Annotated in this window: 16 protein-coding genes, 1 tRNA gene and 1 rRNA gene; all 18 read left to right on the forward strand. The window is 55.2% G+C overall.

All coding sequences use genetic code 11. The features are described 5' to 3' along the window. A 5S ribosomal RNA gene (rrf, locus tag EDF78_RS06820) occupies positions 1–90 on the forward strand; the annotation flags it as partial. 102 nt (positions 91–192) lie between these two features. Continuing rightward, positions 193–269: transfer RNA gene (locus tag EDF78_RS06825), tRNA-Asp, on the forward strand. Between the two features lie 371 nt (positions 270–640). After that, positions 641–1,366, forward strand: coding sequence for a beta-ketoacyl synthase chain length factor (locus EDF78_RS06830; protein WP_133822784.1), 726 nt, complete (start codon positions 641–643; stop codon positions 1,364–1,366). Beyond that, positions 1,366–2,178: a lysophospholipid acyltransferase family protein gene (locus tag EDF78_RS06835; protein ID WP_095923188.1), complete on the forward strand. Its 813-nt coding sequence runs from the start codon at positions 1,366–1,368 to the stop codon at positions 2,176–2,178. The genes EDF78_RS06830 and EDF78_RS06835 overlap by 1 nt, the downstream gene beginning before the upstream one ends. Before the next feature lie 3 nt (positions 2,179–2,181). Continuing rightward, the gene (locus tag EDF78_RS06840) at positions 2,182–2,439 is read left to right on the forward strand and encodes a phosphopantetheine-binding protein (protein ID WP_133822785.1); all 258 of its coding nucleotides are present in this window, start codon (positions 2,182–2,184) and stop codon (positions 2,437–2,439) included. A gap of 10 nt (positions 2,440–2,449) precedes the next feature. Then, positions 2,450–2,704 carry an acyl carrier protein gene (locus EDF78_RS06845; protein ID WP_095923186.1) on the forward strand — a complete coding sequence of 85 codons (255 nt, stop codon included), beginning with the start codon at positions 2,450–2,452 and terminating at the stop codon, positions 2,702–2,704. Positions 2,705–2,781: 77 nt separating this feature from the next. After that, complete coding sequence (locus EDF78_RS06850) at positions 2,782–3,315, forward strand: hypothetical protein (RefSeq protein WP_133822990.1); 534 nt, start codon at positions 2,782–2,784, stop codon at positions 3,313–3,315. After that, entirely contained in the window at positions 3,282–4,661 is a 1,380-nt protein-coding gene (locus tag EDF78_RS06855) for an AMP-binding protein (protein WP_243839426.1), read from the forward strand. The genes EDF78_RS06850 and EDF78_RS06855 overlap by 34 nt, the downstream gene beginning before the upstream one ends. Next, the gene (locus EDF78_RS06860; protein WP_095923184.1) at positions 4,658–5,002 is read left to right on the forward strand and encodes a hydroxymyristoyl-ACP dehydratase; all 345 of its coding nucleotides are present in this window, start codon (positions 4,658–4,660) and stop codon (positions 5,000–5,002) included. The genes EDF78_RS06855 and EDF78_RS06860 overlap by 4 nt, the downstream gene beginning before the upstream one ends. Next, positions 4,999–6,720, forward strand: a complete 1,722-nt coding sequence (locus EDF78_RS06865; RefSeq protein ID WP_133822991.1) for a glycosyltransferase family 2 protein — start codon at positions 4,999–5,001, stop codon at positions 6,718–6,720. Before EDF78_RS06860 ends, EDF78_RS06865 begins: the two co-directional genes overlap by 4 nt. Before the next feature lies 1 nt (position 6,721). After that, entirely contained in the window at positions 6,722–7,165 is a 444-nt protein-coding gene (locus tag EDF78_RS06870; protein ID WP_133822786.1) for a thioesterase family protein, read from the forward strand. After that, positions 7,162–7,767 carry an outer membrane lipoprotein carrier protein LolA gene (locus EDF78_RS06875; RefSeq protein WP_131692825.1) on the forward strand — a complete coding sequence of 202 codons (606 nt, stop codon included), beginning with the start codon at positions 7,162–7,164 and terminating at the stop codon, positions 7,765–7,767. Before EDF78_RS06870 ends, EDF78_RS06875 begins: the two co-directional genes overlap by 4 nt. Beyond that, positions 7,757–10,063, forward strand: coding sequence for an MMPL family transporter (locus EDF78_RS06880; RefSeq protein WP_133822787.1), 2,307 nt, complete (start codon positions 7,757–7,759; stop codon positions 10,061–10,063). Before EDF78_RS06875 ends, EDF78_RS06880 begins: the two co-directional genes overlap by 11 nt. Beyond that, positions 10,060–10,635, forward strand: a complete 576-nt coding sequence (locus tag EDF78_RS06885) for a DUF3261 domain-containing protein (RefSeq protein WP_095923180.1) — start codon at positions 10,060–10,062, stop codon at positions 10,633–10,635. Before EDF78_RS06880 ends, EDF78_RS06885 begins: the two co-directional genes overlap by 4 nt. Position 10,636: 1 nt before the next feature. Beyond that, positions 10,637–11,809 (forward strand): beta-ketoacyl-[acyl-carrier-protein] synthase family protein, encoded by a 1,173-nt coding sequence (locus EDF78_RS06890; protein WP_133822788.1) that lies wholly within the window; start codon positions 10,637–10,639, stop codon positions 11,807–11,809. Beyond that, positions 11,806–12,285 (forward strand): hotdog family protein, encoded by a 480-nt coding sequence (locus EDF78_RS06895; RefSeq protein WP_131692829.1) that lies wholly within the window; start codon positions 11,806–11,808, stop codon positions 12,283–12,285. Before EDF78_RS06890 ends, EDF78_RS06895 begins: the two co-directional genes overlap by 4 nt. Beyond that, a complete protein-coding gene (locus EDF78_RS06900; protein ID WP_133822789.1) occupies positions 12,282–13,013 on the forward strand; it encodes a 3-ketoacyl-ACP reductase FabG2 in 732 nt (243 codons plus the stop codon). The genes EDF78_RS06895 and EDF78_RS06900 overlap by 4 nt, the downstream gene beginning before the upstream one ends. Beyond that, positions 13,010–14,239, forward strand: a complete 1,230-nt coding sequence (locus EDF78_RS06905; protein WP_095923177.1) for a beta-ketoacyl-ACP synthase — start codon at positions 13,010–13,012, stop codon at positions 14,237–14,239. Before EDF78_RS06900 ends, EDF78_RS06905 begins: the two co-directional genes overlap by 4 nt. Positions 14,240–14,242: the final 3 nt, after the last annotated feature.

Here is a 14,242-nt window from a genome sequence, read left to right on the forward strand (position 1 = left end):
ACCTGACCCCATGCCGAACTCAGAAGTGAAACGCCGTAGCGCCGATGGTAGTGTGGGGTCTCCCCATGCGAGAGTAGGGAACTGCCAGGCATCAATTTTTATAATAAAGAACGTGTTCCTTTTCCCCTGACAAGGAAAATAACAGGAACAAACATGTATCAGACGCTTTCTGATGTATGTGAAAGAACCGGTGGAGCGGTAGTTCAGTTGGTTAGAATACCTGCCTGTCACGCAGGGGGTCGCGGGTTCGAGCCCCGTCCGTTCCGCCACTAATTGCATCGCCCCTGAATCGAAAGATTCAGGGGTTTTTTGCATGAATAAAACCCTAAAAAAGCCAAAATAGCTGTGATCATTATCCTTACGCGCTTTGTTTTATTTCCTCTCGATCATTTTATCCCTTCAAGTTCTCCCGAAAATAAATTCAATGTACTAAGTGATATAACACTTATTACCCGATCTTAAATATAATGATTATCACTTTTAATCCAACCATAAATAATGAATGCGTTATTTAAAAATATTCGTTATCAGGTTAATACTAAAATTCTTAGCTCAGTTCAATAAGTTGTCAGATTACAGATGCAACTTTTAAGAAAATATCATAAAGTCTTAATATGGATAAATCACAAAGATAATCACCATGAAATTCTCACTGGATATACATGACTGGCGGGCTTTAGCTCCGGGGATCCACAGTTGTGAGCACTGGATCCAGTGGGCTCAGCAGCCTGATAGCAATACGTTTTCAGGCGATATTGCCAAAAGCCAGCATATCCCTATGATGGCTGCCCGAAGAATGAGTATCGGAAGCCGTTTTGCGGTGGATACCGGGCTGGCATTACTCGAAAAGCATGATGTGGATGCCGCCATTTTTACCAGCCGGCATGGTGAACTGGAGAAAACGGGGCGTATTTTACATTCTCTTGCACAGCAAGAAGCCATTTCACCGACAGAGTTTTCGATGTCAGTCCACAACACTGCGGCGGGCTGGTTAACCATTATCAGTAAAAATCCATTAGCCGTGACTTCATTGGCCGCAGGAAACGACAGTTTTCAGCAGGGAATACTGGAAGCTCAGTCGATGCTGGTCACCGGCGCCACTCGTGTGATGTTGGTGGATTTCGAGGGTGAAATTCCCGATATATATCACGAATCGGTAAATTCTGAGTTTCTGCCTTACGCCGTAGCAATAATATTAACGGCTGGCGATACTTTGCATTGTCAGCGTATTTCATTGCCGGTTGAGGATATGAATTCGGCTCTTCCGCAGAGCCTGAAATTTTTACGCGGTTATCTCTCTTCTGCCCCTTTATTTAATGTCAGTGCTGACAACCGCCACGACTGGCAATGGGTTCGTGATTTGTGATGAGAGAAACAGCAGCACCCGAAGAAACGTCTTCCCTGACGAACCGTATCTGGCGGTGGCTGGCAACCGGATTCTTTTTCGCACTTTTCGGAATTGGCGGACTGTTGCTTTCGATTATCTGGTTTACTCTGTTGCGGCTCATCATCCGACAGCCGGAAAAACTGCACCGGATGACGCTGAACAGTATCCGCAACAGTTTTCGCTTCTTCCTGGCGGGATTACGTCTGGTGGGGGTAATGGATTACCGGTTTACAGGCGACGAAAAGTTTCAGCAGGATGCCGGATGCCTGATTGTGGCGAATCATCCCAGTCTTTTGGATTATGTGATCCTGGCGTCACGGATGCCGCGTTGTGATTGCATCGTCAAACAGGCTTTACTGCGTAACCCGTTCTTACGCGGTGTGATAAAAGCGGCGGGTTACCTGATTAATTCCGGATCTGACGCCCTGTTGCAGGCCTGCGATACCCGGCTGAAAGCAGGAGGGACGTTACTGGTTTTCCCTGAAGGAACGCGCACGTTGCCCGAAAAACCGATGACGCTGCAACGTGGCGCCGCTAACATTGCATTGAGAGCGGGTTGCGATATCAGGATTGTTCATATTTCATGTCAGCCACCGATGCTGACTAAAAAGGGGAAGTGGTACCAGATCCCCAAAGCAAAACCTCAGTTTGTGATAACCGTGGGCGAGAAGATAAAAGCGGATAACTTTTTAGCTGAAAGTGATCTTTCACCTGCTCTGGCCGCAAGACGACTGACACAGCATTTGCGTACTGAACTGATGCGCAGCAATACTCAAAATAACGAGAAATAAGTCATGGATTCATTAAGTAACGACATTAAAACACTGATCATCGCGACGCTTAATCTGGAAGGCATGACACCCGATGAGATTGATACGCAAGCCCCCCTTTTTGGTGACGGATTAGGGCTGGATTCTATCGACGCCCTGGAGTTAGGTCTGGCGTTGAAAAAGCAATACGGTGTGATCCTTTCGGCGGAAAGTCAGGAAATGCGTGAGCATTTTTATTCGGTTGAAAGTCTGGCCAGATTTATTTTAGTACAGCGTGGTTAAAGAGATTCCTATGCAGAAGCAAGAAATTTACCAGCAAATTAGCACCTTATTAATCAAGCTATTTGAAATTGATGAAGACGATATCAGCCCGGACGCCGAACTCTATGAGGATCTGGATTTAGACAGCATTGATGCTGTCGATCTGGTGGTCCATTTGCAGAAAATCACCGGCAGAAAGATCCGGCCAGACATGTTCAAATCCGTGCGTACCGTTCAGGACGTGGTTGATGCAATAGATGAATTGCTCAACACGCCTGCGGCCTGATTTCTGCGGATCCCGCTGTTGTGGATAAGCGCCGGAGCCTTTTACTTCTCAAGTTTAAGACAATTGTCCGCTGGGCAATGCCACTGGCGGTTATTGCTTACCCGATAGCCGTCTGGTGTGGCCTGAGAAACTGGGGAACCGGTATTCTGGCTCCCTTGTTAATCACTGTATTTCTTCTGCGTTTACTGACGTTTCGCGGGAAACTCTCCCGGTTAACATTCTTTGGAAAAGCCATTGCTGTTACGGGTATTGTGCTGGTCGCCGCCAGTGTTGTACTGCGTGAAACCTCGCTGCTGTTGTATTACCCGGTCGCGGTTAATGGGATATTACTGGGATTATTCTTCAGTTCCCTGTATGGCCGGCAATCGCTTGTTGAACGTCTTGCCCGGCTGAGTGAACCGGATTTACCTCCTGAAGGGGTGATTTATACCCGGCGGGTCACTCAGGTCTGGTGCGTTTTCTTTCTGTGTAATGGCGCGTTTGCTTTATACACCTGCCTGAAAGGTGATATGGCACTCTGGGCTTTATACAACGGTGGCATCAGTTATCTGCTGATTGGCTTATTAATGGGTATGGAATGGATAGTCAGAAAGCGCCTGCGACACTTATGACGCTGCCAATGAGTCAATGGCTCAGCGCGGAAAGAGCAGATGACCATCTGGTGGCCTGGAATGAAAGCCGGGAATGGCGACAACGCGAATTCCGCCAGGATGTTTTGTCTTTGCTGGCTGCCCTCCGTGCTGCCCCTCATTCACGCTGGGCGTTATGTCTTGAAGACCATTACTCTTTTGCTGTGGCGCTGCTGGCGGTACTTTATAGTGGCAAAACGCCGGTATTGCCTGGCCATTTCCGCCCGGCCGTACTGGCTGAGCAACGCGATGAGTTTGATGCGCTGATCACCGATCTTCCTTTGCTGGCAGCGTGCCCGGTAATCCGTTTTCCCATTGTTGCGGATGAATCGCTCTCCGTTTTACCGGAGTGGCCAGACAACGCGTCGCTGACCTTGTTTACCTCCGGTTCGACCGGCAGACCACAGAAAATCATCAAACCGGTATCTTGTCTGGAAAAAGAGAGTCAGTGGCTTTTGGCCCGCTGGGGCACTGAGTTTACCGCAGTACGCTTTGCCGCCACTGTGGCTCCGCATCATATGTATGGACTGAGTTTTGCCTTCATGCTGCCATTATCACTGGGTTTGCCTTTCGCGACGAAAAGCGTTGAATACCATGAGCAGCTTTCCCCCCTGACGAACGGACATAACGTCGTGTTCATCAGCAGCCCGGCCTTTCTTAAAAGGCTGGATCCGGGATTGAAAACCGCCACACTCCGGCAGGTGTTTTCTGCGGGCGGTCTGCTGGACAATGATACTGCGTCACTGGTGCAGCAAGTTTGTGGTTGCTCACCCACAGAAATTTACGGCACGACAGAAACCGGGGTGATTGCCTTTCGCCAGCCGTCACGGTCCAAAGACGCGTGGACACTTTTTGATGGCGTTGAACTCCGGTCTCATACTGACGGATCGGTTTCGCTGATGTCTCCGCTGATCCCGCAACTGGAAGGTATAACGCTCAGTGACGAGATCCGACTATTGCCGCCCGGGCAGCGCCATTTTACCCTGCTGGGACGCAAGGATCGGATCGTCAAAATCGCCGAGCAACGCATCTCGCTGACTGAAATCGAGCAGCGATTAGAGGCGCTGGATCTTTTAAGCGATGCCTGCGTTCTGACTCTCGAGAAAAACGGACGGATCTACATCGCTGCGGTGCTGGTGCTGAACCCGCAGGGCGAGCAGCAATTACACACGCAAGGTCAGAGAGTTTTCCTCGCCCAAATCCGCCATGCGCTGCGTGAGTGGTTATCGCCGGTGTCCGTACCGCGTTACTGGCGTTTCGCTCCCGCGATCCCGCTCAACCCGCAAGGCAAACGTGCAACGGCACAATTACAGGAAATGTTTTTATGATCTTGCCTGAAGTGCTCAGTCAGCAATTTACCGGCGATACGAGTGTGCAGCTCGGGCTCCGACTGTCGGCGGATCTCTTCTGGTTCAAAGGCCATTTCCCGACGTCTCCCATCCTGCCCGGTGTCACGCAGGTTAACTGGGTCATGATTTACGCGGACGAACTTCTCGGGCTGAATCAGGCTTTTTCGGGGATGGAAGTGGTGAAGTTTCAGCGCCCGCTGCTGCCGGATGAAGTCGTGAGTTTGCAGATCGACTGGCTGAAAGAGAAACACCGGTTAGTCTTCCGCTACAGTGTGGGTGGATCCGTCGCCAGCAGTGGAAAAATCACATTATGTCCATGACATCTTCTGCCCCTTTTTCTGCCTGCCTGATTATCCCGTGCTACAACCACGGCGCGATGATGGCGAACGTGCTGGAAAATCTCCGGCCATTCGGTCTGCCGTGCATTGTGGTGGATGATGGCAGTGATGCGCCGACGGCCGAGGCGTTGCAGCAGCTGGCCAGCGTCACGCCGTGGATGCACCTGACGCGTCTGCCCTCCAACCTGGGCAAAGGCGGCGCAGTGATGGCCGCGTTGCGTCTGGCGGCAGAGCAGGGCTTCACCCATGCTGTACAGGTGGATGCCGACGGCCAGCATCAGCTTTCTGACGTTCCCGCCATGCTGGCCGAGGCCAGGAAACACCCCGATTGCCTGATCTCCGGCCAGCCGGTATACGATGAAAGCGTTCCGAAATCGCGTCTTTATGGCCGCTACATCACGCATTTCTGGGTGTGGATCGAAACACTGTCCTTTTCGGTGAAAGACAGCATGTGTGGTTTTCGCGTATATCCTCTCAAACCCTGCCTGCAACTGATGGCGCAGAAGACACTGGGTTTGCGGATGGATTTTGATACGGAAATCATGGTGCGTCTTTACTGGCAGGGTACGCGCAGCCGATTCCTGCCTACACGGGTCATTTACCCCGACGATGGCCTCTCGCATTTTGATGCGGTAAAAGACAACCTGCAGATCTCATGGATGCATACCCGGCTGTTTTTTGGCATGTTGCCGCGTATTCCTTTTCTATTGCGCCAGAGGCAAAAAACGCAGGAGCAGGCGCACTGGTCAACGACGCAGGAGCGTAAAGGATTATGGGGGATCCGCCTGATGCTGGCGGTTTACCGCACGCTGGGCTACCAGGCTTTTCGTGTGCTGCTTTATCCGGTGATCGGCTGGTTCTGGCTGACCGGGGGCAAACAGCGTGCGGCTTCTGCTGACTGGCTTGAACGCGTCAGGGCCACCGCGGCCCGGCGCGGGATGTCTTTGCCGTATCCGCTGAGTACATTCCGGCATTTCATGCGCTTCGGTGAGTCGCTGCTCACTAAACTGGCGAGCTGGCAGGGCGATAAAACCCTGACCGACGCGGTGCTGGTCAATCCTGAGGTCTGCGAGGCGCATATTGCCTCCGGTCGCGGCACGCTGATCCTCGCCTCCCACTTAGGAGATATCGAATCCTGCCGTGCGATTGGCACACTTGACTATCGGATCACCGTCAATGCACTGGTTTTCACCGACAATGCCGAGCGATTTAATCAGGTGATGAAAGAGATTAATCCGCAGGCGGTGGTCAATCTGATCCAGGTCAGCCAGATGGGGTCTGACACCGCCATCTTATTGCAGGAAAAACTGGATGCCGGCGAATGGGTGGCGATCGTGGGTGATCGCACCTCTGCCAGCCAGCATCAGCGCGGTGAGCATTCCCGTGTGATTTACAGCGAATTTCTGGGCAAGCCAGCCGCATTTCCGCAAGGCCCGTTTATTCTGGCGGCGGCGTTACGTGCGCCGGTCATGTTGATGTTTGGCATCAAGCAACAGCACCGGCTGCATATTTATTGCGAATCTTTTGCCGATCCGCTGATCCTCCCGCGTGCGAATCGCCTGCCCGCCTTGCAGGCAGCCATCGATCGCTACGCCGCACGTCTTGAGCATTACAGCCTGCTGGCCCCTCACGACTGGTTTAATTTTTATGATTTCTGGCAGCGTCCGGCGGATGCTGCCTCTGACAGGAAACCTGACTGATATGACCTCCAAACGTGATCCGCGCTTTAACGACCCGCGATTTTCTACCCGGGTGAATATCACCATTCCTTTTCACGATGCTGATGCGATGGGTGTGGTCTGGCATGGCAATTATTTTCGATATCTGGAAATCGCCCGCGAACAGTTACTTAAGCAATTTGATTACGGCTATCGCCAGATGCAAGCCTCCGGTTATGTCTGGCCGATTGTGGATACCCGCCTGAAATACATCGCGCCGGTGCTGTTTGAACAGCGTATTGCCGTGCACGCGCAGCTGGAAGAAATCGAAAACCGCCTGCGCATCGGTTATCAGATTTACGACATCGATACCGGGAAACGCACCACGACCGGTTACACATTGCAGGTCGCGGTGGATGCCACCACGCAGGAAATGTGTTTTGTCTCGCCGCAGGTGCTTTTCGATAAAACAGGAGTCAGCCTGTGAAAGCTTTTCTGCTCATCGTCATGACGTTTTTCAGTGTGGCGGCACATGCGGTGACGCTGGAAGAACTTCAGCAGCGTTTCAGTCAGGTGCCGGTGCTGCGCGCTGAGTTTGCCCAGCAACGTACCATCAGCGGCATGGCTCAACCGCTTAATTCCACAGGCAATTTGCTGATCGCTCAACAGCAGGGATTATGGTGGCAGCAGGAAAAACCCTTCAGTCTGACGTTATTACTGACTGAAAACCGCATGGTGCAAACTATGGCCGGTCAGGAGCCTCAGGGAGTGACGGCAGAAACCAATCCGCAAATGTTCCAGTTCAACTCCCTGCTCAGCGCGCTGTTTCATGCTGACCGCAAAGTGCTGGAAGAGAACTTCAGCCTTGATTTTACCGATCTCGGTAAAGGGGCGTGGACGCTGATCCTGACGCCGAAAGTCTCGCCGCTGAACCGCCTGTTCCGCCGCATCACGCTCAATGGCGACACCTTTCTGAACAATATCGACATTGATGACATGCAGGGCGACGCCACGCATATTCGCTTCTTCAACCAGAAAACCACGCCCGCCACGCTGACCGATGCCGAGAAACGCCATTTTGCGTCCTGACCTTCACCGCAGACTGGCACAATGCTGGTTGCTGATGATTGCACTGCTGGTGGCGGCGTTATTCTGGCTGCTGCCGCGCAGTCAGGTTAACAGCAGCGTACTGGCGCTGTTGCCGCAGCAACAGGAAAGCGACATACCGCAGGCAATTTCGGACGGTTTTACGCAGCGGCTGGATCGTCAGCTGATGTGGCTGGTCAGCCCGCCGCCGGGAGCCGGTACGAAACCGGTGAATGACTGGCTGAAACAGTTACAGGCGATGCCGGAACTCAGTCAGGTTCAGGGGCCGATGGATGCGCAACGCCAGCAGGAATGGGGAACCTTTTTCTTCCTGCACCGTAACGCCTTACTCGATGAGGCGACCCGACAGCGGCTGACGTCCGGTGCAGATCAGCAAAGCCAGTGGATCCTCGGTCAGGTGTATTCGGCGTTTGCGGGCGTCAGCGGCAAAGAGCTGGCGAACGATCCGTTATTGCTGGTTCGTGCCTCACAAATGGCGCAGCAGCAAAACAGCGGTGGCATGACGCTGGATCAGGGCTGGCTGATGGCGCGTGATAAACAGGGGCGCACCTGGTATTTACTGCATGGCGAACTGAAAGCCTCGTCGTACGACATCACCTCGGCAAAACACACGGTCGCGGCGCTTGATGCGGCGAAAAACGCATTTAAGGCGCGCTGGCCGGGGGCGCAGGTGCTTGAGCGCGGCACGATTTTCTACAGCAATTACGCCAGTCAGCAGGCGGAACACGATCTTTCGACCATAGGTGCCGCATCGGTTATTGGCGTCTTCGTGCTGATCTTGCTAGTGTTCCGCTCGGTTCTGCCGATGTTACTCAGCTTACTGTCGATTGCCATCGGCGCGCTGTCCGGCACGGTATTTACCCTGTGGGTGTTTGGCGGGATCCACGTGATGACACTGGTACTGAGCACCAGCATTGTCGGGATCTCTGCCGATTATACGTTGTACTTCCTCACCGAACGGCGCGTACATGGCGGCACCAGTACCCCGCTGGAAAGCCTGAAAAAGCTGTTCCCCGCGTTATCCATGGCGCTGCTGACCACGGTGGCTGCCTATCTGATGCTGCTGATTGCGCCTTTCCCCGGCCTGCAACAACTGGCTGTGTTTGCCGCCGCCGGGCTGAGTGCAGCCTGTATCACCGTGATGTGCTGGTATCCGTATTTGTCCCGTCATTTGCCGGTTGGCCCGACGCCGGGGCTGACGCTGATCCTGCGCTGGTTACTGGCCTGGCGCAGCCGCAAAGCGCTGCGGTTAGGTTTACCGTTAGTGATACTCGCGCTGGCGACAGTCGGCATATCGCAGCTGACCATCAATGATGACATTGCCGATTTACAGGCGCTGCCCGCCGGATTACAGCAGCAGGAACAGCAAATTGCCGCGCTGACCGGGCAAACCAACGATCAGAAATGGCTGGTGGTGTATGGCGATAATCCCGAACAGACCTTACAACGGCTTGAAGCCCTGCGGCCCAAACTGGTTCAGGTGAAAGAGAACGGCGTGATTGACGGTTTCCGCGCGGTTGGGTTGCCTTCGCAGGCACAGCAGCAACGCGATCTGTCCCTGCTGCGCCAGCGCGCGCCGCAGATCATTGCGCAGCTGCAGCAGGCCGGTATTGCCGTGGCCGCTCCCGATCTCAGTGCCCGGCCGGTTGACGTCCCTGACTGGCTGAACAGCGTGGTCAGCGAAGGCTGGCGCTTGCTGTGGTTGTCCCTGCCGGACGGGCGCAGCGCCACGCTGATCCCGGTGAACGGTGTTCATGACAGCGCCGCGATGGCCGCACTGGCAGCTTCCACGCCCGGTAGCGGATGGATCGATCGCAAAACGGAATTCAGCAGTCTGTTCTCCCAGTACCGGGTATATCTGACAGCCTTGCTGGCGCTGGCCGTGGCGGTGATTGCCATGATTTATCTGTGGCGGTTTGGGCTGCCGCACGGGCTTATCTGTCTGCTACCGACCTTACTTTCCCTGAGCATGGGCCTCGCTGCGCTGGGATTCAGCGGGCATCATCTCAACCTGTTCTCCCTGCTGGCGCTGATTCTGGTACTGGGGATTGGCATTAATTACACCCTGTTCTTCACCAATCCGCGCGGCACGCCGGCCACCTCGATGTTTGCCATTTTTATGGCAGTGGTCACGACGCTGCTGACCTTCGGCATGCTGGTGTTCAGCTCAACACAAGCCATCAGCAGTTTTGGCATTGTCCTGAGCTTTGGCATAGTGACGGCTTTCCTGTTGTCGCCGCTGACCTTGCCCGCAAAAAAACGAGGACGCAAACCATGATCCGATGTATGCCGCCGGTGCTGGCGCTGCTTATTGTCATGCTTGGCGGATGTGCCGCACACAAACCATCCGGCACTGAACCGCAGGCATGGCTCAAACGCGGCGTGCAGGTGAATTTACCCGCGCCGTCGCTGGAAAAACCCTTCACTCAGCAACAGTTGCTGACCGCCACGGTGAACGGTAAACAGCAGTCGTTACTGGTATTACTGAATGCTGACGGCAAATCATTGCAGCTTGCCGGGCTTTCCCCTCTGGGGATCCGTCTGTTCAAAGTGGTCTACGATCAAACAGGGATCCACACCGAACAGGCGATCAGGATCGAAGGGTTGCCGCCAGCCAGTCAGGTTCTGGCCGATATCATGTTGAGCTACTGGCCTGCGCAGCGCTGGCAGCCGTTGTTGCCGCCGGGCTGGACGCTGGAAGATCAGCCGCTGCGCCGGACGTTACGGGATACAGAAGGCAATACCATCACCCGCATCGACTACCTGCCGCGGGGCAGTGCGCGTCAGCCGGTGTCGATCACACAGATGGCGTTTCACTACCAGATAACCATCCAGAATGTCGGTGACTGATATGATTTATTTTTCCGCCGTGGGCATGGTGAACGCGCTGGGAGACAACAATGCGCGCATCGCTGCCAGCCTGAAGGCTGGCGTCGCGCCCGGCATGTCGTTGCAGGAAGGCTGGCTGACGGAAAACCGGCCAGTCTGGCTCGGCAGCGTGACCGGCGATCTGCCTGCCATCCCGTCCCGGTTTGCACCGCACCGCAGCCGGAATAATCAGTTATTGCTGGCGGCGCTGGCGCAAATCCGCACGCAGGTCGATGCCGCCATTGGCCGGTACGGTAAAGATCGCGTCGCGGTGATCATGGGCACCAGCACCTCCGGCATTGCCGAAGGGGAACAGGCGGTGCGCAGTTTGCAACAGCACGGGACATTCCCGCCGGGCTACGACTATCAGCAGCAGGAACTGGGCGATCCTTCGCAGTTTATGGCGGAATGGCTGGATCTCAGCGGTCCCGCTTACACCTTATCCACCGCGTGTTCTTCCAGCGCCAAAGCGATCATCAGCGGAAAGCGGCTGATCGACGCCGGACTGGCCGATGCCGCGCTGGTGGGCGGTGCGGACAGTCTGTGCCGCATGCCGGTGAATGGCTTTAACAGTCTGGAATCATTCTCACGCGGACGTTGTACGCCGTTCGGACAGGATCGTGACGGCATCAATATCGGCGAAGCGTCGGCACTGATCCTGCTGACCCGTGAACCCGCAGACGTTGCGCTGCTGGGCACCGGAGAATCTTCCGACGCCTGGCATATGTCCGCGCCGCATCCTGAAGGTCTGGGCGCGGAACGGGCAATCGCGATGGCGCTGCAACAGGCCGGACTTCAGGCCAGTGACGTGGGATACATTAATGCTCACGGCACCGCCACGCCGCTCAACGATCAGGTTGAAGCCGCCGTGATCCACAGAATGTTTGGCGGCGGGACGTCATGCAGCTCCACCAAACACCTCACCGGCCACACGCTGGGCGCGGCAGGGGCGACGGAAGCCGCACTGAGCTGGCTGATCCTGACCAGCGAATTACCGTTGCCGCCACAGGATTTCAGTGTCACGCCAAGGGATCCCGGCCTGCCTGCGATCCGGCTGGTGGAAGGGCATGAGCCGCTGACCCGGCCCGTGATCCTGTCGAACTCTTTTGCCTTTGGGGGCAATAACGCCAGCATTCTGATCGGGAGGCCGTCATGAATACCCTGTCTGCAGAGGCATTCCTGCCACATGCCGCCCCGATGGTGTTGCTGGATAGCGTCATTGAAGTCGCAAACGACACGGCATTGTGCAGCGTGGTGGTGTCGCCGGACAGCGTGCTGGCACCGTTTCTGAATGCCCGGGGCGCGTTGCCCGCGTGGTACGCCATCGAACTGATTGCGCAAACCGTGGGGGTGTGGAGTGGCTGGCATGGCGCGCAGCAAGGGGAAGCGCCTCAGGTTGGCATGCTTCTCGGCGCAAGAGCGGTGAAATGCAGCGTCGCGGAATTTGCCGCAGGCAGTGAATTGCTGATTCAGGTTTCGCTGGTTTTGCGTGACGAGAAAATCGCGAGTTTTGAAGGTGTTATCAGCATTAAACAGGAAAAAGACAACCTGCAGGTTGCCACGGGAAGGCTGAATACCTATCAGCCAGACAAGGAAGAACTCATTACGCTCACACAGGGGAAACCACAATGACACGTTCGGTATTAGTGACCGGTGCCAGCAAAGGCATCGGCCAGGCCATTGCCCGCCAGCTTGCCGGCGATGGTTTTCAGGTAGTGATCCACTACCACAGCGATAAAACCGGGGCAGAAAACACGTTACAGCAGATCACGGCTCACGGCGGTGAAGGGCGACTGGTGCAGTTTGATATCAGCAACCGCCAGCAGTGCCGCGAGGTGATTGACGCCGATATCGCCACGCACGGCGCGTATTATGGCGTGGTCAATAACGCCGGGATCACCCGTGACGCAGCCTTTCCGGCACTGACTGACGAAGACTGGGACGGCGTGATCCACACCAATCTGGACAGCTTTTACAACGTCTTACAGCCCTGCGTGATGCCGATGATCGGCCTGCGTCAGGGCGGGCGCATTATCGCGCTTTCCTCGGTTTCCGGCATGACGGGCAACCGCGGCCAGGTCAATTACAGCGCCGCAAAAGCGGGGATCATCGGTGCCTGCAAAGCGCTGTCGCTGGAACTGGCAAAGCGCAAAATCACCGTAAACTGTATCGCACCGGGGCTGATTGATACCGGTATGCTGGAGATGGAAAAACCGGCGCTCGACGCCGCCATGAGCATGATCCCGCTTAAACGCATGGGGCAGGCGGAAGAAGTCGCGGGGCTGGCCAGCTATCTGATGTCTGATATTGCCGGTTATGTTACCCGGCAGGTGATCTCCATCAACGGAGGAATGGTATGACGCATCGCGTTGTGATTACCGGCATGAAAGGGATTACCGCGTTTGGCCATCACTGGGATGAGATTTCGGCACGCCTGCAACAGGGCAAAAATGCCGTCCGCCATATGGATGAATGGCTGATTTATCAGGGGCTGAATACGCATCTTGCCGCGCCCGTTGATGATTTTGTGTTGCCCGCGCATTACACCCGAAAACGCATCCGCTCGATGGGACGGGTTTCCCTGCTGTCTACCCGCGCGGTGGAACTGGCGCTGGAACAGGCGGGTTTACTCGACGATCCGATCCTGACCGACGGTGAAACCGGCATTGCGTTTGGTTCATCCACCGGCAGTACCGGGCCGGTCAGCGAATTCGCCACCATGCTGACGGAAAAACACACCAATAATATTACCGGCACGACCTATGTGCAGATGATGGCGCACACCACGGCGGTCAACACCGGGCTGTTTTTTGGCCTGAAAGGCCGGGTGATCCCGACGTCCAGCGCCTGCACCTCTGGCAGTCAGGCCATCGGTTATGCCTATGAAGCCATTAAACACGGTTACCAGACCCTGATGGTGGCAGGGGGCGCGGAAGAGCTGTGCCCGTCCGAAGCGGCAGTGTTCGACACCCTGTTTGCCACCAGCCAGCAAAATGATCACCCGGATTTATCGCCGCGCCCGTTTGATGCACAGCGCGACGGGCTGGTGATTGGTGAAGGCGCGGGGGCGCTGATCCTCGAGTCGCTGGAACATGCTCAGGCGCGTGGTGCGAAGATATACGCCGAAGTCATCGGGTTTGCGACCAACTGCGACGCCGCGCATATCACCCAGCCACAGCAATCGACCATGCAGATTTGTATCGAAAAATCGCTGAAAAATGCCGGCATTCCGGCCTCTGAAATTGGCTATATCAGTGCGCATGGTACGGCGACGGATCGCGGTGACATTGCCGAAAGTCATGCCACCGCTGCCGTGTTTGGCAATCAGACGCCGATTTCCTCGCTGAAAAGTTACCTCGGCCATACGCTCGGTGCCTGCGGGGCGCTGGAAGCCTGGATGTCGCTGGAAATGATGCGTGAAGACAGGTTTGTGCCGACCATTAATCTGACCCATCCCGACCCGCTGTGTGGCGACCTCGATTATGTGATGGGGGAGTCGCGGCATATTCAGACGGAGTTTATTCAGTCCAACAACTTTGCATTCGGTGGCATCAATACGTCACTGGTTTTCCGCCGCTGGCCGTAAACG

It is taken from the genome of Rahnella sp. BIGb0236, assembly GCF_004364755.1.
GTDB lineage: Bacteria > Pseudomonadota > Gammaproteobacteria > Enterobacterales > Enterobacteriaceae > Rahnella > Rahnella victoriana.

Coding starts and splice junctions, on each gene's coding strand:
- EDF78_RS06905 (WP_095923177.1), top strand. CDS start 13,010: ATGACGCATCGCGTTGTGATTACCGGCATGAAAGGGATTACCGCGTTT.
- EDF78_RS06865 (WP_133822991.1), top strand. CDS start 4,999: ATGACATCTTCTGCCCCTTTTTCTGCCTGCCTGATTATCCCGTGCTAC.
- EDF78_RS06885 (WP_095923180.1), top strand. CDS start 10,060: ATGATCCGATGTATGCCGCCGGTGCTGGCGCTGCTTATTGTCATGCTT.
- EDF78_RS06895 (WP_131692829.1), top strand. CDS start 11,806: ATGAATACCCTGTCTGCAGAGGCATTCCTGCCACATGCCGCCCCGATG.
- EDF78_RS06840 (WP_133822785.1), top strand. CDS start 2,182: ATGGATTCATTAAGTAACGACATTAAAACACTGATCATCGCGACGCTT.
- EDF78_RS06830 (WP_133822784.1), top strand. CDS start 641: ATGAAATTCTCACTGGATATACATGACTGGCGGGCTTTAGCTCCGGGG.
- EDF78_RS06845 (WP_095923186.1), top strand. CDS start 2,450: ATGCAGAAGCAAGAAATTTACCAGCAAATTAGCACCTTATTAATCAAG.
- EDF78_RS06850 (WP_133822990.1), top strand. CDS start 2,782: ATGCCACTGGCGGTTATTGCTTACCCGATAGCCGTCTGGTGTGGCCTG.
- EDF78_RS06900 (WP_133822789.1), top strand. CDS start 12,282: ATGACACGTTCGGTATTAGTGACCGGTGCCAGCAAAGGCATCGGCCAG.
- EDF78_RS06890 (WP_133822788.1), top strand. CDS start 10,637: ATGATTTATTTTTCCGCCGTGGGCATGGTGAACGCGCTGGGAGACAAC.
- EDF78_RS06835 (WP_095923188.1), top strand. CDS start 1,366: ATGAGAGAAACAGCAGCACCCGAAGAAACGTCTTCCCTGACGAACCGT.
- EDF78_RS06860 (WP_095923184.1), top strand. CDS start 4,658: ATGATCTTGCCTGAAGTGCTCAGTCAGCAATTTACCGGCGATACGAGT.
- EDF78_RS06870 (WP_133822786.1), top strand. CDS start 6,722: ATGACCTCCAAACGTGATCCGCGCTTTAACGACCCGCGATTTTCTACC.
- EDF78_RS06855 (WP_243839426.1), top strand. CDS start 3,282: ATGGATAGTCAGAAAGCGCCTGCGACACTTATGACGCTGCCAATGAGT.